9 protein-coding genes are annotated in these 19,610 nt (G+C 54.0%); 4 read left to right on the forward strand and 5 right to left on the reverse strand.

Annotated features, from left to right (window positions below):
• The first annotated feature begins 11 nt into the window (after positions 1 to 11).
• From C233_RS0109545 to C233_RS0109555, 3 genes are read left to right on the forward strand one after another with little or no spacing between them, the layout of a single operon-like run.
• Positions 12 to 3,203: a glycosyl hydrolase family 95 catalytic domain-containing protein gene (locus C233_RS0109545; RefSeq protein ID WP_039747434.1), complete on the forward strand. Its 3,192-nt coding sequence runs from the start codon at positions 12 to 14 to the stop codon at positions 3,201 to 3,203.
• A 37-nt stretch (positions 3,204 to 3,240) separates the two neighbouring features.
• Entirely contained in the window at positions 3,241 to 4,830 is a 1,590-nt protein-coding gene (locus C233_RS0109550; protein ID WP_018667376.1) for a glycoside hydrolase family 43 protein, read from the forward strand.
• A 14-nt stretch (positions 4,831 to 4,844) separates the two neighbouring features.
• Positions 4,845 to 7,433 (forward strand): glycosyl hydrolase 115 family protein, encoded by a 2,589-nt coding sequence (locus tag C233_RS0109555; protein WP_026314812.1) that lies wholly within the window; start codon positions 4,845 to 4,847, stop codon positions 7,431 to 7,433.
• Here C233_RS0109555 and C233_RS0109560 read toward each other — a convergent pair.
• Positions 7,414 to 11,505: a two-component regulator propeller domain-containing protein gene (locus C233_RS0109560; protein WP_018667378.1), complete on the reverse strand. Its 4,092-nt coding sequence runs from the start codon at positions 11,503 to 11,505 to the stop codon at positions 7,414 to 7,416. The genes C233_RS0109555 and C233_RS0109560 overlap by 20 nt on opposite strands.
• Before the next feature lie 328 nt (positions 11,506 to 11,833).
• Here C233_RS0109560 and C233_RS24500 point away from each other — a divergent pair, with 328 nt between their 5' ends.
• On the forward strand, positions 11,834 to 12,058 hold the full coding sequence (locus tag C233_RS24500; RefSeq protein WP_128081900.1) for a hypothetical protein: 225 nt from the start codon (positions 11,834 to 11,836) through the stop codon (positions 12,056 to 12,058).
• Between the two features lie 35 nt (positions 12,059 to 12,093).
• Here the strand turns inward: C233_RS24500 and C233_RS0109565 are convergent, their stop codons facing one another.
• From C233_RS0109565 to C233_RS0109580, 4 genes are all read right to left on the reverse strand, one after another.
• A complete protein-coding gene (locus C233_RS0109565; RefSeq protein ID WP_241217469.1) occupies positions 12,094 to 14,070 on the reverse strand; it encodes an alpha-glucuronidase in 1,977 nt (658 codons plus the stop codon).
• A gap of 73 nt (positions 14,071 to 14,143) precedes the next feature.
• A complete protein-coding gene (locus C233_RS0109570; protein ID WP_018667380.1) occupies positions 14,144 to 15,115 on the reverse strand; it encodes a glycoside hydrolase family 43 protein in 972 nt (323 codons plus the stop codon).
• A 204-nt stretch (positions 15,116 to 15,319) separates the two neighbouring features.
• Positions 15,320 to 18,052 (reverse strand): endo-1,4-beta-xylanase, encoded by a 2,733-nt coding sequence (locus tag C233_RS25160; RefSeq protein WP_018667381.1) that lies wholly within the window; start codon positions 18,050 to 18,052, stop codon positions 15,320 to 15,322.
• A 21-nt stretch (positions 18,053 to 18,073) separates the two neighbouring features.
• Positions 18,074 to 19,570 (reverse strand): MFS transporter, encoded by a 1,497-nt coding sequence (locus tag C233_RS0109580; RefSeq protein ID WP_025068720.1) that lies wholly within the window; start codon positions 19,568 to 19,570, stop codon positions 18,074 to 18,076.
• Positions 19,571 to 19,610: the final 40 nt, after the last annotated feature.

The raw sequence follows: 19,610 nt of genomic DNA on the forward strand, positions 1-19,610 counted from the left end.
GCTGCCCGGCTATGTATGCCCAGGATAAGAACTTTCATATTTACCTGGCTTTCGGACAGTCGAATATGGAAGGTAATGCACGTGTGGAGCCGCAGGACAGTGTAGGAATCAGCGGACGCTTCCTGATGATGTCCGCAGTGGGCTGCCCCGAGCGGGGAAGGGTGAAAGGCGAATGGTATAAGGCCGTTCCGCCGTTGTCCCGTTGCCATACGGGGCTGACCCCGTGCGACTATTTCGGGCGTACTATGGTAGATAATCTGCCGCAGGATATAAAGGTGGGAGTTATCAACGTAGCTATCGGCGGTTGCCGTATCGAACTGTTCGATAAGGAGAATTATGCGGCACATATCGTTTCCCAGCCCGACTGGTTGAAAAACATGGCGAAGTCTTACGATAACAATCCCTACGGCCGGTTGGTGGACTTGGCGAGGAAAGCACAGAAAGACGGAGTGATAAAAGGCATTCTGGTACACCAGGGAGAGTCGAATACAGGCGACAAAGAGTGGCCGCAAAAGCTAAAAGAAGTATATGAGAACTTGCTGGCAGATTTGAACCTGAAAGCCGAAGAAGTTCCTTTGCTGGCGGGAGAGGTGGTACATGCCGACCAGAAAGGCGTCTGCGCAAGCATGAATGAAATAATAGATACGCTGCCGCAAGTAATCCCTACGGCGCATGTCGTTTCTTCCGCAGGCTGTCCGGCAGCCGGAGACAATCTGCATTTTACTGCCCGCGGATACCGTATGCTCGGAGCCCGCTATGCCGAAACCATGTTGCAACTGCTGGGTTACAAAGCATTGGTGAACAAGCAGGAAGCAACCCGGATGAAGCTGTGGTATTCTACACCGGCACGCCGTTGGGTGGAAGCGCTTCCTGTGGGCAACTCCCACCTGGGAGCTATGGTTTACGGCGGTACGGACAAAGAGGAAATACAGCTCAATGAAGAAACCTTCTGGGCAGGCGGACCTTATAGCAATGACAATCCGAAAGGAAAAGAAGTCCTGGCAAAAGTGCGCGAACTTGTGTTCGCCAACCGCCCGGCGGAAGCCCAGAAACTGATAGATGAGAACTTCTTTACCGGACAACACGGCATGCGCTTCCTTACAATGGGTAGTCTGTTCATTGAGCAGCCGGGGCATGGAAATGCCGGAAACTACTACCGTGAACTGGATATAGAGAATGCTACGGCCGTTACCCGTTACGTTGCAGGCGGGGTAACATATACCCGTACCGTCTTTTCATCGCTTGCCGACGATGTGATTATCGTACGCATGGAAGCGGACAAACCGGGAGCGCTGGATTTTAGCCTGAACTACGGCTCTCCTTTGAAACATACCGTGAAGGCGAAAGGCAATGAACTGATTGTGAAGTGCGAAGGTGCGGAACAGGAAGGAGTACCTGCGGCGCTGAATGCCGAGTGCCGGGTGCTGGTGAAACACGATGGGAAGTCCGGTAAATCCGACGAATCCGTAGTTGTGAACCGGGCTACCGTAGCCACCCTTTATATAGCCGCCGCAACGAATTTTGTGAATTACCGCGATGTGAGCGGAAATGCGTCTAAGCGTGTTTCCTCCGTTTTGAAGCGGGCGGTGAAAGTTCCTTATGAGCAAGCCCTTGCCAATCATATTGCCGCCTACAAGGAACAGTTCGACCGCGTGAAGTTTTCCATACCTTCTACCGCCGCTTCCACATTGGAGACGGATAAGCGGGTCGCCGCTTTTGCCGGCGGAGACGACCTGAACCTCGTGGCGCTGATGTTCCAGTATGGCCGTTACCTGCTAATCTCTTCTTCGCAGCCCAGCGGCCAGCCCGCCAACCTGCAAGGCTTGTGGTGCGGCAGCGTCAATGCCCCCTGGGACAGCAAATACACAATCAATATCAATGCGGAAATGAACTACTGGCCTGCCGAGGTAACGAACCTGTCGGAAAACCACCAGCCGCTTTTCGATATGGTGAGCGAGCTGAGCACGACCGGCAGGAAAACCGCCGGAACACTTTACGGAGCGCGAGGCTGGGTAGCCCACCACAATACCGATATATGGCGCGCCAGCGGGCCGGTGGATGCCGCTTATTTCGGCATGTGGCCTAATGGCGGAGCCTGGCTGGCGCAACACTTGTGGCAACACTACCTTTTCACCGGCGACAAAGAGTTCTTGCAGCGGTATTATCCGGTACTGAAAGGCACTGCCGATTTCTACCTGAGCCATTTGGTGAAACACCCCGGCAACGGCTGGCTGGTAACAGCCCCTTCCATGTCGCCCGAACACGGTTATGCCGGTTCCTCCATTACCGCCGGATGTACTATGGATAACCAGATAGCGTTCGATGCACTCTATAACACGATGCTTGCCGCCCGCATATTGGGCGAGCCGCAGGCATACCGGGACTCATTGGCTATCGCTGTCAAGCAATTGCCGCCTATGCAGATAGGACATTATAACCAGCTCCAGGAATGGCTGGCAGATGCCGATAATCCCCGCGACGACCACCGTCACATCTCGCATCTCTACGGCTTGTACCCCAGCAACCAGATTTCGCCGAGGCTTCATCCCGAACTATTCCAGGCTGCCCGGAATACGCTCTTGCAGCGGGGCGATGCTGCGACGGGCTGGAGTATCGGCTGGAAGATAAACTTCTGGGCACGTATGCTCGACGGCAACCACGCCTACAAGATTATAAAGAATATGCTCCGCATCCTTCCGGGCGATGACAAGACGCGGGAGTTTCCGCAGGGGCGTACCTATCCCAACCTGTTCGATGCACATCCGCCTTTCCAGATAGACGGTAACTTCGGCTATACGGCAGGAGTGGCCGAGATGCTTCTCCAAAGCCACGACGGAGCGGTGCAGTTACTCCCTGCCCTGCCCGAAGAATGGAGCGAAGGCAGCATCAGCGGTCTGGTAGCCCGCGGCGGTTTTGTGGTGGATATGAAGTGGAGCGGTGCACAACTGCTTCATGCCAAAGTCCGCTCACGCATAGGAGGCGTGCTGCGCATCCGCAGTTATGTACCTTTGAAGGGAACGGGGCTGCAACCGGCAAAAGGCGATTGCCCCAACATGCTGTATGCACCGGCAATGATTGCCGAGCCCTTGAAATCCGAAGCGTTGAAAACACCCCAGCTCCCCATACTCTATAAAGTATATGAGTACGATGTGCAGACGGAACCCGGTAAAGAATATATATTCGAACGGGCTGCCCTGGATTGAGAAACACGTATATGGAACGATACTTAAATAATAACCTATGAATTTAAAGAAAATAACTGTCTCGGCCGTTCTGCTTCTTCTCTCGTTGGGAGCGGCTGCGCAGCAGCAGGAAACATTCAGCAATCCGGTAATAAATGCCGATGTGCCCGACCCGTCGATGATAAGGGTGGGCGATTATTACTACCTGGTGAGTACTACCATGCATCTGATGCCCGGTTGTCCGGTGATGCGTTCGAAAGACCTGGTACATTGGGAAACTATCAGCTACGTATTCCAGAAACTCACCGACCTGCCCCGTTACGATTTGAAGGAAGGAACCGCATACGGCCGCGGACAGTGGGCATCGAGCATCCGCTATCACGACGGGCGGTTCTATGTATGGTTCTCGCCCAATGACGAACCCTACCGCGGTTATATCTATACCGCCGAAGACCCTGCCGGCGAGTGGACCTTGGTTTCGCGTCCGCCTCATCATCACGATGCCTCGTTGCTTTTCGACGACGACGGTAAAGTCTACCTGTTTTACGGAACGGGACAGTTGCGCCAGCTCAAGAGCGACCTCAGCGACGTGGAACCCGGCGGCATAGATATGAAAATATTCGAACGCGATGCCGACGAACAAGGACTGTTGGAAGGAAGCCAGGCTTTCAAACATAACGGCAAGTACTACCTGATGATGATATCCATGGACTGGAGCATACCCGGCAGGCTGCGCCGCGAGGTATGCTACCGTGCCGACAAGATTACCGGTCCGTATGAGAAGAAAGTCATCCTCGAAACCGAGTTCCAGGGCTACGGCGGCGTGGGGCAAGGCTGCATCGTGGATACCCCCGACGGCAACTGGTACGGATTTATCTTCCAAGACCGGGGCGGCATAGGGCGCGTACCTACCCTGATGCCCTGCCGCTGGGTAGACGGCTGGCCGATGCTGGGCGATGCCGAAGGGCGCGTGCCCGAGTCGATGACGATGACCACCTATCCCGACGAATGCAAGGGGAGCATTATGGGAAGCGACGATTTCAGTACCGGCAAGCTGAGCCTTAACTGGCAGTGGAACCACAACCCGCTGGACGATTGCTGGTCGCTGACCGAGCGTCCGGGCTTTCTGCGGCTGAAAACGGGGCGGGTGGCAGACAACCTGTTCCTCGCTCCCAATACACTGACCCAACGCATGAGCGGACCCCGGTGCAGCGGCGTAATTGCCATGGACGTGTCGAAGATGAAAGAGGGAGACGTAGCAGGCTTCAGCGCTTTCAACGGTTTGTCGGGAGTACTTGCCGTGGTAAAGGAGAACGGGAAGAAACACCTGGTGATGTCCACCCAGTCCGTCAGCCTGTCGGAAAAGAAAAAACGGGTGACGGCAGTGGATGTAGCAGAGAAAGAACGTGTAGCTTGTGAGAAAGATTTTGTTTATCTTCGCATCGACGGCGACTTTGCCGACAAGAAAGACGAAGCCACTTTCTATTACAGCTACGACAACAAAGAGTGGAAGCGGATAGGAGAACCCTGTAAGATGATTTTCGACTATACCAAGTTCTTTATGGGAAGTAAGTTCGCTATATTCAATTATGCGACGAAATCCTTGGGAGGCTATGTAGATGTAGACTATTTTAAATACGATAACTAAACGATATGAATACGATGAAAATGAAAAAAAGTTTGGGAATATTGCTGTTTTCCCTTTTCTGCCTGGATGCAGGAGCCATAGACCATAAAGGCATCACCTCCGCCCGGTTGGCTCCCGACCGCTTTACGCTTGTAGAGAACGGCGTTCCCGATGCTATCCTGATAGACGAACAGGAAGATGCCGGCGTAATGATAGCGGCGAAAAACCTCCGGAGCGACTTTAAGCGGGTAACCGGCAAGGCTGCCGATTTGCAGTTCGAACCCCGTGCAAAACGTATGATTATAGTGGGTACGCTCCACAGCCGCTATATAAAAGAACTGGCGAAAGCCAAGAAGATAGACGCCTCGTTGCTGAAATCCAAGAACGAAAAATACTTGATGACCGTAGTATCCGCCCCTTTGGAGAATGTGGACGAGGCGCTGGTTATTGCGGGAAGCGATAAGCGCGGAACGATTTATGGAATATACGAGCTTTCGGAGCAGATAGGCGTCTCGCCGTGGTATGACTGGGCTGATGTGCCGGTAGTGCCGCAGCAGAACTTATCCATTGCCCGCGGAAGCTATACGGCGGGCGAACCGGCAGTGAAGTACCGCGGTATCTTCCTGAATGACGAGGCTCCTTGCCTTACGGGGTGGGTAAAGCACACCTATGGAACGGATTACGGCGACCACCGTTTTTATGCCCGCGTGTTCGAGCTGATTCTCCGTTTGCGCGGCAACTTCATGTGGCCTGCCATGTGGGGCTGGAGCTTCTATGCCGACGACCCCGAGAACAGCAAGACCGCCAATGAAATGGGCGTCATTATGGGAACCTCCCACCACGAACCTATGGCGCGCAATCATCAGGAATGGGCGAGAAAGCGCAAGGAATACGGAGTATGGGACTATGCCTCCAACCAGGAAGTCATCGACCGCTTCTTCCGCGAAGGTATCGAACGGGCAGCCGGTACGGAAGATTTGATAACTATCGGCATGCGCGGCGACGGCGATACCCCCATGGGCGGAAAAGAAGGAGAAGACGACAAGTATGTACCGCGCGACGAAGAGAATATGCGCTTAATGGAGAAAATCTTCAAGAACCAGCGGCGCATCATTAAGGAAGTAACGGGGAAGGCTCCGGAAAAGCGTCCGCAGGTATGGGCTATCTATAAAGAAGTACAGCGCTACTACGATATGGGGCTCAGAGTACCCGACGATGTCATCATGCTGCTGAGCGACGACAACTGGGGCAATGTGCGCCGCCTGCCCAATGCGGAAGAGAGGAAACATCCCGGAGGCTGGGGCATGTACTATCATGTGGACTACGTAGGTGCGCCCCGTAATACGAAATGGCTCAACGTAACCCCTATCCAGAACATGTGGGAACAGTTGCAACTGACCTACGACTATGGAGTAGACAAGTTATGGATACTCAATGTGGGCGACCTGAAGCCCATGGAATACCCCATTACCCTGTTCCTCGACATGGCATGGAACCCTAAACGCTACACGGCGGACAACCTGCTGGAGCATCCGCGCGGGTTCTGCGCCCAGCAGTTCGGCGAGGAGCAGGCGGATGAAGCCATGCGCATCCTGAACCTGTACAGCAAATACGCCGGCAGGGTTACCGCCGAGATGCTCGATAGCGGAACTTATAACCTGGAAACCGGAGAATGGAAGCAGGTTTCGGACGAGTTTATAAAGCTCGAGGCGGAAGCGTTACGCCAGTATATATCGCTCGAGCCGGCGTACAAGGATGCGTACAAGCAACTCATCCTGTTCCCGGTCCAGGCAATGGCCAACCTGTACGAGATGTACTATGCGCAGGCCATGAACCACAAGCTCTACAAAGAGAACAACCCGCAGGCAAATTACTGGGCGGATAAGGTAGAGCAGGCTTTTAAGCGGGATAAAGACTTGTGCCACGACTACAACAACGTGATGTCCGGCGGCAAGTGGAAGAATATGATGATACAGAAACACATCGGCTATACCTCATGGAACGACAACTTCCCGGAGGACAAACTGCCGGAAACATATCGCGTGGAAGCGCCGGAGCAGGCGGCGGGCGGCTATGTATTCAAGTCCCGTAACGGAGTAGTGGCAATGGAAGCCGAGCACTATTTCGAGAAAAAAGACGCTGCCGGGGCACAGTGGACGGTTATCCCCTATATGGGACGCACATTGAGCGGAATGGCGCTGATGCCTTACTCGAAAGAGGTTGCCGGAGCCTCCCTTTCCTATAAAATGGAAATCCCCGAAGATGTTACCGAAGTAACCGTGCATGTCGTCGTAAAGTCCACGCTGGCGTTCCATGATACAAAAGGGCACGAATATGAAGTCGGTTTCACCGGCGGCGATACGCAAACGGTTAACTTCAATGCCAACCTGAACGAAGAACCGGAGAATGTGTACTCGGTATTCTATCCGACCGTTGCCCGGAGAGTGGTCGAGAGCCAGGTGAAGCTGAAGCTGCCGGCTGCCGGCGACAAGCTGCGCACCCTCACGTTGAAACCTTTAGACCCGGGAATCGTATTTGAAAAGATTGTGGTCGATTTAGGCGGATACCGGAAAACCTATCTGTATATGGACGAGTCGCCCTGCTTCATTCCCCGTCCGGAGTAGGCGGTTGCAGGCTCTGCTCCATGTAGGCGGTGGGCGTCATTCCATATAACTCCTTGAAAGCAGTCGAGAAGTAGGCTACATTGGTGAAACCCGTCAAGGCGGCGATTTCATTGATGTTATGCCTCTTCTTGGACAGCAAGTCCGCAGCCTGCTTTAGCCGGACATTGCGTATCAGGTCGCGGGTAGACTGGTTGGTGAGCTCCTTCAGCTTGCGGTGCAAGTGTACGCGGCTGATGCCTACGGTTCCGGCAATCATTTCGACATTCAGTCCCGGATTGCTTATATTGTCGTTGATAACCTTCATTATACGGTTCAGCAGGCGTTCGTCCGGCGACTCCACCTCTAACTTCTGTATCCGTTCCTCCTGTTCCTGGCTGCCCCGGAAGCTGTTTTTCAGCACTTCCCGGCTCTTAATCAGGTTGAGGGCGGTTTGCCGGAGTATCTCGATGCTGAAAGGCTTGGTAATATAGGCATCCGCCCCGGTGCTGAGGCCTTCCAGATTATCTTCCTCCCGTGTCTTGGCGGTAAGCAGGATAACGGGGATATGGTTGATGTTGATATTCTGCTTAATCTTCGTACAAAGAGCCATACCGTCCATTTCGGGCATCATAATGTCGCTGATAATCAAGTCCGGCGCTTTCTTCAATACCCGTGCAAGCGCCTCCTTGCCGTTGCCGCACTCCTGTGTGTGGAAGTCGCTGCCCAGCTCCCGGCAGATGTAGCGGCGTATCTCCTCGTCGTCCTCTACCACCAGTACGCGGTACCTGGACTTGGCATGTATCTTTCCGGGCTCCTCCGCAAGCGGCGGGGTGGGCAACGCCGTGGTTATGTGCACGGCGGCCGGCGCTGTTGCCGGGTCGTCCAGTTCTTCCGGCGTCAGGTGGTCTTTTCCTAAAGGCAGGCGGATGATGAAACGGCATCCGGCAGCCCCCTTGTTGTTTTCGGCAGTAACAGTACCGTGGTGCAGCTCCACCAGCGAGCGGGTGAGGTGCAACCCGATGCCTGTACCGATGTCCGAAGTGTTCCGGCTGTTGCGCACCTGGTAGAAGCGGTCGAAGATGCGCTCTATCTCGGTTTCGTCGATACCGGTTCCGCTGTCCTCTATGCTGATTTCGAAGTAACGGCGCAAGGCTGCCTGCGGTGCGTCCGGGTTGCTGCCGGTGCTCAGGCGGATACATATGCTGCCGTTCTCCGGCGTAAACTTGAAGGCGTTGGAAAGCACGTTCAGGATAACCTTGTCGAAGTTCTTCGGGTCTATCCAGGCTTTCAGCTCTTCCGTTTCCGGCAGAAAACTCATCGTGATGTGCTTGGCGGTTGCCTGGTATTCGAAAGTGTAATATAAATCCTGCAAGAAGCTCACGAGCTCCGTCTCCCGGAACTTGAGCTGCATCTGTCCTTTGTCTATCTTGCGGATGTCCATAAGCTGGTTGACGAGCCGGAGAATTCGCTCGGCGTTGCGGTAAATCGTGTTGTAGTTCCGCTGGCGTTCCCGGTCGCTGTCCGTGCTCATCAGCTTTTGCAGCGGGCTTATGATGAGCGACATCGGAGTACGTATCTCGTGGGAGATGTTGATGAAGAACTGCAACTTCGCCTCATTCAACTGTTCGGCATGGATGTGCTCCAACATTCTCTGGCGGGCGCGGTATCGTTGCCGCACCTGGTACATGATGAAAGAGGCGAGGAGAACGAATGCCAGGCAGTACGCCGTTTTCGCCCACCAGGATACATACCAGGGCGGGGAGATGACGATAGTCAGGTTGCGGGTGTCGGAGCAGGAGTCATAGTCGCGCGCCTTTACCTTGAAGTGGTAAGTACCCGGCGCCAGGTCGCTGAACGATACCCGGTTGACTCCGGGTTGCAGGTTCACCCACGTGTCGTTGTTGAATGCGTACGAGTAGCTGATGCGCTCGGGAGCGTAAAACTCCATGGCGGAGAATTCGATACTGAAAGAGTTGTCCTTGTAAGACAGGCGGAACTTGTCGGCATTCATCACGGCAGTCGTAACGATATCGTGTCGCCCCGACTTCATTCCTGCTACGACCGCCTTGTCGTGGATGTAGAAGTCCGTGATGCGTATTTCCGGTTTCTTGTTGGGGCTCGTTATCTCCTGCGGATTGAAGTAGGTGATGCCGTTGGTTCCGCCGAAGATGATTTCGCCCTGGCGTCCGGCAAAGGATACCCCTTTGCTGAATTCGTTGCCCTGCAAGCCGTCGCCCGCATAGAAGTTGACGAAAGCCTGCGTATCCGGGTTGAACCGGCAGATGCCGAAGTTGGTGCTTATCCACAAATTGCCGTTCGCATCTCCTTCAATAGCGGAAATGGAATTGCTGGGAAGGCCGTCTGCCTGGGTGTAGCTGCGGATTTCCTGCGTCCGGGGATTGAGCCGTTTCAGCCCTTGTGAAGTACCTGCCCAGATATCGCCTGCCGCATCTTCGTGCAGCGCATAGATTACTTCGCCTTGCAGCAGGCGGTTCACCCGGTAGGTGGAGGCGAAGTTCATCGTCGGGATGTCGAGGCAGCCCAGCCCGTCGTAAGTGCCTATGTAAAGTTTGTCGCCGGCGGTGTACAGCAGGCAGTTAATCCATGAGTTGTGCAGTATGTTACCGTCCAGGCGGTATTCGAGACCGCTTGTCGGGGTAGGACAGCGGAATACCTCCCGGTTTTTCAGGTCGATGCGGTACAGCCCTGCTCCCATAGCCCCTACCCATAACTGCTTGTGCTTGTCCTCTACGATGCTGTATATGCTTTGTACGTGTCTCTTGTTCCGGTCTGGCAGGGGGACGTATTCGAAGTACCCGGTTTGCGGGTTCATCCTGGCAAGCCCGTCGCGGTAGGAGCCTATCCAGATAGTGTGCTCCGAATCCTCGCAGATGCTCATAATGGTGGGCGATACCGAGTGCCCGGCGTCTTTGCCCGGTTCGAAATGTGCTTCGAGGGTTCCGTCCGGAGCGATTTTGTACAGCCCGTCGTTGTCCGTGCCTATCCAGAATGTGCCGTTGTGGTCTTTGCATACCGACATGATGCAACTGGAACCTATCGTGTTGTGGGTGGAAGATTTGTAACCCATGTACTTGAAGTTGTTGGTTACGGGCGGAATTATCATAACCCCCTTCTGGAAGAATCCTAACCAGATGTTTCCCTGCCTGTCCTTCAGTATGGAGTGTATCTTGGCCTTGTCGAAGTTGAAACTGGTGATGTTGAGGCGGCTTTCCTCTATTGTCCCCTTCCGGATATCGTACACCTTCATCCCGTTACCGTCTGTCCCGATGTATATCTCGTCCTGGTTCATCGAATACAGCGTTTTTACGGGCAGGTGAGGGTTGGGTGCATACGGGATGCGGACAAATGTGCCGGCCTTGGGATTGTATTTGAACAGCCCGTTCTTCATACATCCTACATATATGTTGCCGGCTTTGTCTTCGCAGATAGAGGAAGGCCATGCCATTTCCTTTTCATGCCGGTGGTGTACCAGGCGGTTGTCCTGTCCGATGCTGTACACTCCCTTGTCGCCGGTGATTATCCATAGCCGTCCTTTCGAGTCTTCGTAGAGCCGGTCTATCAGGAAGCTGGGAACCAGCCCAGGCTGCTGCCGGGCTACGAAGCGCCCTTCTTCCGTGTGCAGGGAGAATATTCCGTGCCCCGACGTGCCTATCAGTATGTCGCCGTTTTTGCGTTCGATGATAGCGGATACATTGGCTTCCATTGTTTCGCCGCTGTCGAAAAGCATGGGGATGTCGGTAAAGACGCCGGTTGCGCGGTGGTAGGTCTGTATACCGCTGAGCGTACCTATGAAGAAATTGTCCTGCAAGTCCTCGAACAGGATGCGGACGTAGTTGTTGCATAAAGAGTGTTCGTTGCCGGGATTGTGTTTGTAGACTGTGAATTTGGCGCCGTCGTACCGGTTCAGCCCGTCCTCCGTGGCTATCCATACGATGCCTTCCTTGTCTTGGTAAATGCTGTTGAGCATACTGCTCGACAGTTCCCTGTCTACGGTAAAAAGTTTGCCTTTCTGCCCGTAGCATAGGGCGGCCGAGAGCAGGTATAAGATACAAAGCGTTATTCTTGAATTCATAGTATATCGTTTCTGCTGACAAATTTACGGAATTTCTTCAATAGTATCATGGGGGCTTTTGCGAATATAACCGCGATTTTTGTGTTTTATAGTGCACCCGGCGGGCTTTTGTACCGGAACGGCGGTTTCCCGTCCGTTGGACGATGTGTTTTCCTATGGGGTGAAACTATCTGTTTTGCTTGTCGGAACAAAGTGTTCTACCCGTTGGAACACTTTGTTTTCTATATATGAAACACTTTGTTCTCCCTGGTGAAACACTTTGTTTTTCCGGCATGGAACACTTTGTTTTTATAGGTCGGAACACTTTGTTTTTTCAGGCTGGAACACTTTGTTCTTTCGGGCTGGAACACTTTGTTCCGCCATTCGGAACAACGGTTATCATACGGAAGGACGGCATTTACCCCTGCTGCTGATGCCGGCAGGCGTGCGTGCCGGGGATGCTTGTCCTATGGACGAATGCAGCGTAACAGGCAGGTGTGATAAAAGGTGTCTATCACATCTGCCTGCCACGCTGCAACTGTTTTCTGCCGGAATCCTGCATCCTTCCGCATGATAGCCTGGCGGATGTTTCCCGGAGGGCGGTTTATCTTATCTGTTCCTGTTCAGCAGTTCTTCCGTGGGACACTCGAAGTTGCTGATAGGAAGGTGCACTTCCTGCAAATCTTTCAGGCTGTGTACAGGCCGCTCGATGTCGTAGGGTATGGGCATGCCTGAGAATTTCTGGAAGTAGAGCAGGCAGGCGTCTTTCCACCATACGGCGTCGCGGGCTTGTATCCTCAGGTGCGACTGTACTTCGCGGAAACGTTCCGCATCGATGTACTTTTCGGCGGCATCCCATACTTTCTGGAACTCCCTTACCTGGCGTACACCGCTGTCGTAGCGGTAGCAAAGCTCGTCCCACAGGTTACGGCCGTTCTTCATCCGGTAAGTCCAGGGTACGTGGTGGAACCATAACAGGTATTCTTCGGGGCAGGTGTCGATGTTACCGTACTGCTTTGCCAGCGCTTCGGGGTATTGTGCAACGGCATTGCTTCCCTTGCTGCTGCGGTCGAAGCCTATTCCTTGCTTGTCCGCTCTATGGTAGTAAGACGGAAGCCAGTCGGGACGCGCACCGGGAATGATACACCACGGCTCGGGACCGTAGTGGTGTCCCCAGGCAAAGATATGGTGCAGGCCGAGGGGCATCATGTAGTTTACTACCGCTTCGCGGCTGTCGAGCATCATCTTTTTCAGCCGGGAGCCGGTTTCGTTTCCGAGCGGCTGGAAAGTCTGTGCTAGCCATTCGCCGGCAATGTCTTCCGATGATAAGGAGGGTTGCCATGCCAGGCGTCCGAAGGCATACCAGTTGGCTTGCGCAAAGGTGTGTCCGCACCAGTTGGTGTCCGTGCCTATGTTGGCAACGCCGGCTATCGCTTTTAAGGAAGCGGGCGGTACGAGCTCGAAGAACTCTTTCCACATCGGAGCCAGGTAGGCTATGTGGTTGGAGTGTCCCAGGTATTCTTGCGTTACCTGGAATTCCGCCATTAAGGGGGTATGCTGCATGGCGCCGAACAGCGGGCTGTACGGCTCGCGGGGCTGGAAGTCTATCGGTCCGTTCTTTACCTGGACGATGACGTTGCTACGGAATTGTCCGTCCAGGGGTTTGAATTCCAGGTATGCTTGCTTGGCACGGTCGGCATCGGAGGGGCTGTACACGAAGGCGCGCCACATAACGATGCCTTTGTAGGGCTTCAATGCGTCTGCCAGCATGTTGGCGCCTTCGGCATGGGTACGCCCGAAGTCGCAGGGGCCGGGCTGTCCTTCCGAGTTGGCTTTCACCAGGAAGCCGCCGAAGTCGGGGATGATGCGGTAGATTTCCTTGACCTTGTTTTTCCACCAGCGGATAACTTCCTTATCCAGTGGGTCGGCGGTGCTCAGGCTGTCCAATATCATGGGCGAGGCGAAGTTTACGGAGAGGTAAACACGCAGTCCGTACGGGCGGAATATGTCTGCCAGCGCCTTTACTTTTTGCAGGTATCCGGCGGAGAGTATCTTAGGAGAGGCGTTTACGTTGTTCAGCACCTTACCGTTAATGCCGATAGAGGCATTGGCACGGGCATATGCCTCGTACCTGCCGGAAAGGGTATCGGGCAGTTCTTCCCAGTTCCAGAGCGACTGTCCTGCATAGCCGCGCTCTACGGTGCGGTTTAGGTTGTCCCAGTGGTTGAGGATACGCAGGCTGTATGCGGGGTTCTCCGTGAGTTGGAAATCGGGAGCCGAGAACGGTGAGCCGGTTGTGCAACGTCCGGTTTCTTGTAGCCTGAGCAGGTGGTAGGCGGCATAGAGCAGCCCGGTTTCGGTGGGAGAGGCGAGCACGATGCGGCCGTCCTTGCGCTGGATGCGGAAGCCTTCCGGCTGCAACTGTTTGTCTTTCTTCACGATTAGCTGTACGGGAGCGCCTTTCCATGCTTGTTGCAACTCGCTCACGGCGATGTCCAGCGTAGGCGAGGAGCGGGGTGCGGATACTTGTGCCTGTGCGCCGGCAGGCAGCCGGAGCCACAAATGGCTACCGTCCTCGGCAGCCATTTGGGTTATGAATACTATTGCGACGCAGAAAAGCGAAAAGATTCTGTGTTTCATGGTTCTATGCAATGAGGGGTTATTGTCCATCGATAGTGATTATCTTGCCGTCGGCATCGTATTCCAGTTCGCAGACTTTCAGGCTGCGGAGCCATGTCTTGCCGTTGGAGGGTACGCAGTCGTGGTGGAACAGATACCATTTGCCTTTGTACTCTGCAATGGCGTGGTGGGTAGTCCAGCCTACCACCGGGGTTAGGATAACGCCCTGGTAGGTGAAGGGGCCGTAAGGGTTGTCACCGATAGCATAGCATAGGCGGTGCGTATCGCCGGTGGAGTAGGAGAAGTAGTACTTGCCGTTGTACTTGTGCATCCAGCTTGCCTCGAAGAAGCGGCGTTCGGTGTCGCCCGCGGTCAGCGGTTTACCGTTTTCGTCCAGTATGATAACGGCTTTCGGTTCTTCTGCAAATTCCAGCATGTCCTCGCTGAGCTTGGCTACGCGGGAGGGCAGTGCCGGTTCGTCGCCTTCGGGCAAGACGGCACTTTCCAATGCTTTGTTGTCGCGGTAGCGTTGCAACTGTCCGCCCCACAGACCGCCGAAGTAGATGTAGCGGTTGCCGTCTCCGTCGTCGAATACTGCGGGGTCGATGCTGTAACTGCCTTTCATCGGATTGGCTTGCGGAACGAACGGGCCTTCGGGCTTGTCGCTGATAGCTACGCCGATACGGAAAATATCGTTCTGGTCTTTCAGCGGGAAGTACATGTAGTACTTTCCGTCTTTCGGAATGACGTCGCAGTCCCATAACTGGCGGCCTGCCCAGGGAATGTCTTCCACCCGGAGCACTACACCGTGGTCTTTGATTTCACCGTGCATGATGTCGTCGGTGGAGAAGACGTGATAGTCTTTCATATTGAAGTGGTCGCCGTTGTCGTTTTCTTCGACGCCGCTTTCCCAGTCGTGGCTGGGGTAGATATATACTCTATCGTTAAAAACGTGTACGGCAGGGTCTGCCATGTAATCTCCCGGAACTAAGTATCTCATTTCTTTTTTCATGGTGAAGCGAATTTAGTTATAAATCGGTTATTTGTTTAATTGGGGTTATTGTTTTTCTTTTTTCTTTCCTTTCTTCTCTTCCTTTTCTTTCTTCTTTTTCTTCTCCTTTCTTCCTCTTCTCTTCTCTTCTTTTCTCTTATCTTATCTTATCTTATCTTATCTTATCTTTCCTTTCCCTATCTCTTTTTTCTCTTTACCCTCTTTTTACTCGGCATAATCGCCCGTGGCGTATATGCCTGTCATGGTTCCCGTGAAGCCACCGGCTGTCTGGGTACTGAGCAAATCGGCGGAGACGGGTTCGCCTGCTTGTTTCCAGTCTTGATTGGGGCTGAAAGAGTAGGAGAAGGTGTAGTACACGCCTTTTTCCGCCGCCTGCATTTCCTTACCCGTTACTTTCAGGTAGACTTTCTTGTCGGCATCGGATGCTTGTAGGGGAACAGTTGTTTCCGTAGCGGGTTTGCCTACGCTGCAAGCTGTCAGTTTCAGGCAAGGGTTACCTTGTCCGTCCATGGTTTTGCCGAAGCGGATGTTGCATTCGTCGTTGTGGAACAGGATGATGCCGGCAAAATCTTCCGGGGCTGTGGGTGCGAAGCCCACGGCTGTCTGCGCACAGAATTCGTTGGCGGTAATCCAGCGGCCGATTGCCGAGGGTTGCCGGCGGTCGCCGATTCTTACGCTGCGGGCGGTCAGCGTTAGTTGGCCGTCGCTGGTTATGTCGTAATAGGTGCTTTGCGGGGTGCGGATGAAGAATGCTTCATCGGCCAGTCCGTTTGCCGTCCAAAGCGGAGTAGGGGCAAGGGGGCGGTCGGTGTAACGAATGGTTTCGCCGGCAGGCAGGATAACGGGTTGACCGTCTTTCCAGCTCACGGGCAGCAGGAAGGTTTCGCGTCCCATGACATCGTGCCCGTCGCGGTAGGGACGTACGGCAAGGAATACGGCATACCAGTCTCCTGCGGGAGTCTGTACCAGGTCGGCATGGCCGGTGCAGGTTACGGGAGCGGGACGGTCTTGCGGCAGGTCGCGCTGTGTCAGTATCGGGTTGATGCTGCAAGGCTTGAAAGGCCCGAACGGGGAGGAAGCCGAGAATATGACTTCGCAGTGGTTGGGCCCCGTACCGCCTTCTGCCGCCATAAGGTAGTAGGTATCGTCTATGTGGTAGAGGTGCGGGCCTTCTATCCAACTGGGATGCTGCGATTTGTCTACACCGCCGTCTATAATTACTTTTTGCTTTCCTACGGTACGGTTGTTTTTCCAGTCGAACTCGCGTATCCAGATAGCACGGTGTCCGCTGTATTCGGGTTTGCCGGCAGGGGCGTCGTTGTTTACGATGTAGGCTTTGCCGTCTTTATCGAACAGGAAACCGGGGTCTATCCCTCCTACTTCGGGCAGGAATATGGGGTCGCTCCATTCTCCTTTTTTAGGGTCGTCGGTCGTTACGAAGAAGTTACCGCCACCGTCTACGGCGGTGGTTATCATGTAGAAGAGCTTGTTATGCGGATTGTACTTGATATCCGGCGCATAGATACCGCCGCTGATGCGTAGACCGTCTTTCAGCGGTAGCTGTGAGGGGCGGTTCAGTACGTATCCCAGTTGTTTCCACTCTTTGAGGTCGGTGCTGTGCCAGATAGGTACTCCGGGGTAGAAGGCGAATGACGAGTTCACCAGGTAGTAGTCGTTTCCTACGCGGCAGATGCTCGGGTCGGGATAGCAACCGGGGAGCAGGGGGTTGGCGATGCAGGAGGCGGCTGCGCTGTCGCTCTGTACGGAGTTGCCGGCATCCGTTTCTTCGTTTCCGGTCGAGTAAACGAAGGGGTCGAACCGGGCGGTCTTGGGGGACAGCAATTCGCGCAGGAAGGGTTTGGGACGGTGGTTGCGGTCGAATAATAAGGGGTATTCCTTGCGGCCTTTCACGGGGAAGTCGTTTTTCCACGAATCGCCGTCGCTCACTCCCCAGACGGTTACGCGGTCTACGATGTCGGCATGTTTTACGAAGAGGTCGAAGAATGCTTTCATGCGGGCGTTCCAGATTCTGGATACGGAGTCGGGCAGGCTTTCGGGATAGGGGTTCATGGCTTCTTTGAAGACAACGGTATCGCTGATGTTGGCTCCGTCGTGTATGGTGGGCAGTGCGCTCATTTCCCATTCGGTAATCATCACTTTTACACCGGTAGCGGCGAAGGCGAGCATGCTCTTTTCAAATTCTTCCACGCTGGGATAGTCCATACCCATATGGCCTTGCAAGCCTACGGCATCTATGCGGAGGCCTTTTTCTTTCAGTGATTTCACCAGTCTCACCACTCCGTCGCGCCGTCCCGGATGATGCATGCCGAAGTCGTTGTAGTACAGCTCTGCATCGGGGTCGGCTTCGTGGGCGTAGCGGAATGCGAGAGGTATGTATTCTTCGCCCAGGATTTCGTAGAACTTGCTTTTGCGGTAGGAGCCGTCGGCTTCTATCGCCTCGTTCACTACGTCCCAGCCTTTGATGCGGCCTTTATAGCGGCTTACGATAGTGGTGATGTGGTCTTTCAGCCGTTGTTTGAGGACTTCGGGCGAAACGTTCTTGCCGTCCTTGTCTACGCAGAACCACGGGGCGAGCTGCGAATGCCACACCAGGCAATGGCCGATGACTGCCATTCCGTTTCTTTCGCCGTATACCACTATGGAATCGGCGGCGGCGAAGTCGTATCTGTTTTCTTCGGGGTGAATGTTCATGCTTTTCATGCAGTCCTCGGCAACGATAGAGTTGAAGTGGTGCTTTATGATTTTCGTTGCGGCACTGTCTTTTCCTGCTACTTGCCGGGTATTCAGTGCTACTCCTACGAGGAATTTATCGCCGAACGCTTCTTTGAGGGAAGGTTCGGCCGCCGCTTTCTTTTCGCTGCTGCATGCGGCCAGGATAGCGGCTGTAATGAATAAGGGTATGTATTTCAGTTTCATGGTTTGCTCTGTTTTACTGTTTTAATAATCTGCTTTACTCCTGCGCTCTTTCAACGCCGCCTGCATGCGTTCGTTGTATTCTTTGGTGATAGGGTAGAAGTAGAGCGCAATGACTCCTATAAAGAATGTCGCAGCGGGTATCAGGCTGGACGAAAGTACGATGCCGTGTATGGCGGAGGCTGTTTGTGCCGTACCTGCTCCCGATACATAGCCGAAACCGGAAAGGAGGAAGCCCAGTATGGCGCCGCCGATGCCTAAGCCTGCTTTGAGGGCGAAAACGACACCGGCAAAGATGAAGCCTGTGGCACGGCGGTAGTTAACGTATTCCGAGTGGTCGGCTACGTCGGCAATCATAGCCCAAAGCAGGGGTACTGTCGGGGCGTATGCAAGGCTTTTGAGGAAGTTCAGCACGAACATCGTTTCCACGTCTGTTTCGTTGGGGAAATAGAAAAAGGCTGTGAACAGTGCGGTCAGCGCCAGGCATATGATGAATACGCGCTTCTTTCCGTAGCGGTTGGCCAGGAAGCTGGAAAGCAGGATTACGCCGAAGAACTGGACTAATGCTCCCAGCATGTTGAATACGCCGAAGCCTACTTCGTATGCCTTGTCCGGGCTGCTTACTATGAGCCCGAAGGCGTTCAGCAGGGTATAGCCTATTCCGTCTCCGGCCTCGGTAGCCACCAGGCCTAATTTATTGAGGAATGCGTAGAGCGCATCGGCGTCTACGTAGTTCTCGAAGTAGTAGTTCATGGCGCTCCCCCACATGGCGAGGGTCGTGAAGATGAACAGTGTCAGGACGAACATGGCACGCCAGGGTATGTTCTTGAAAACGTCTTTGATGTCTTGCTTGGTATCGGTCTTTTGGCTGGCCGGCGGTGTGATGCGCTCGCGGGCGGAGAAGAAGGTGATGAATAGGAATACCAGGCCGATAACGGCAAACAGCGAAATCGTGCAGAGCCACCCGTGTCCTTTGTCGCCCGACTCGCCGGCAAACTTGCTGACCAGCGGGAGGGTGAGTCCTTGTACGATGAACTGTGCGATAGTGGCGGCGACGAAGCGGATGCTGGTAATGCTGTTGCGCTCTTTGATGTCGCTCGTCATTACACCGCCCAACGAAGCGTAAGGGGTGTTGTTGAATGAGTACAGGGTCATCAGCAGGGTATAGGAAATGGTGGCATATACGGCTACGAGTCCTTTGTCTTCGATGCCCGGATTATAGAATGCCAGAATGTAGAACACCATGAACGGCAAAGCTGTCCAGAGCACCCACGGGCGATATTTACCCCATTTGGATTTTGTACGGTCGGACAGGATACCCACCGTAGGGTCTACAAAGGCATCTACGATACGCGCCAGCAACATTACGCTTCCGGCAATGGCTCCTTCCAGGCCGAATACATCGGTGTAGAATTTGGTCTGGTAAATCATCATCATCTGGAACACGAAGTTCGCAGAGCAGTCTCCGAGGCTATAGCCGAGTTTTTCGGCCATGGACACTTTTTGGTTAAGTGTGTTCATTCTATTCATTCTTTATAGGTTTAATCATATCAAAAGTCCG

It is taken from the genome of Bacteroides gallinarum DSM 18171 = JCM 13658 (assembly GCF_000374365.1).
Classification (GTDB): domain Bacteria; phylum Bacteroidota; class Bacteroidia; order Bacteroidales; family Bacteroidaceae; genus Bacteroides; species Bacteroides gallinarum.

Bases quoted from the DNA above. Each gene is read 5' to 3' on its own strand.
- C233_RS0109545 (WP_039747434.1), top strand. From the start codon at position 12: ATGTATGCCCAGGATAAGAACTTTCATATTTACCTGGCTTTCGGACAG.
- C233_RS0109550 (WP_018667376.1), top strand. From the start codon at position 3,241: ATGAATTTAAAGAAAATAACTGTCTCGGCCGTTCTGCTTCTTCTCTCG.
- C233_RS0109555 (WP_026314812.1), top strand. From the start codon at position 4,845: ATGAAAATGAAAAAAAGTTTGGGAATATTGCTGTTTTCCCTTTTCTGC.
- C233_RS0109560 (WP_018667378.1), bottom strand. From the start codon at position 11,505: ATGAATTCAAGAATAACGCTTTGTATCTTATACCTGCTCTCGGCCGCC.
- C233_RS0109565 (WP_241217469.1), bottom strand. From the start codon at position 14,070: ATGGCTGCCGAGGACGGTAGCCATTTGTGGCTCCGGCTGCCTGCCGGC.
- C233_RS0109570 (WP_018667380.1), bottom strand. From the start codon at position 15,115: ATGAAAAAAGAAATGAGATACTTAGTTCCGGGAGATTACATGGCAGAC.
- C233_RS25160 (WP_018667381.1), bottom strand. From the start codon at position 18,052: ATGAAACTGAAATACATACCCTTATTCATTACAGCCGCTATCCTGGCC.
- C233_RS0109580 (WP_025068720.1), bottom strand. From the start codon at position 19,570: ATGAACACACTTAACCAAAAAGTGTCCATGGCCGAAAAACTCGGCTAT.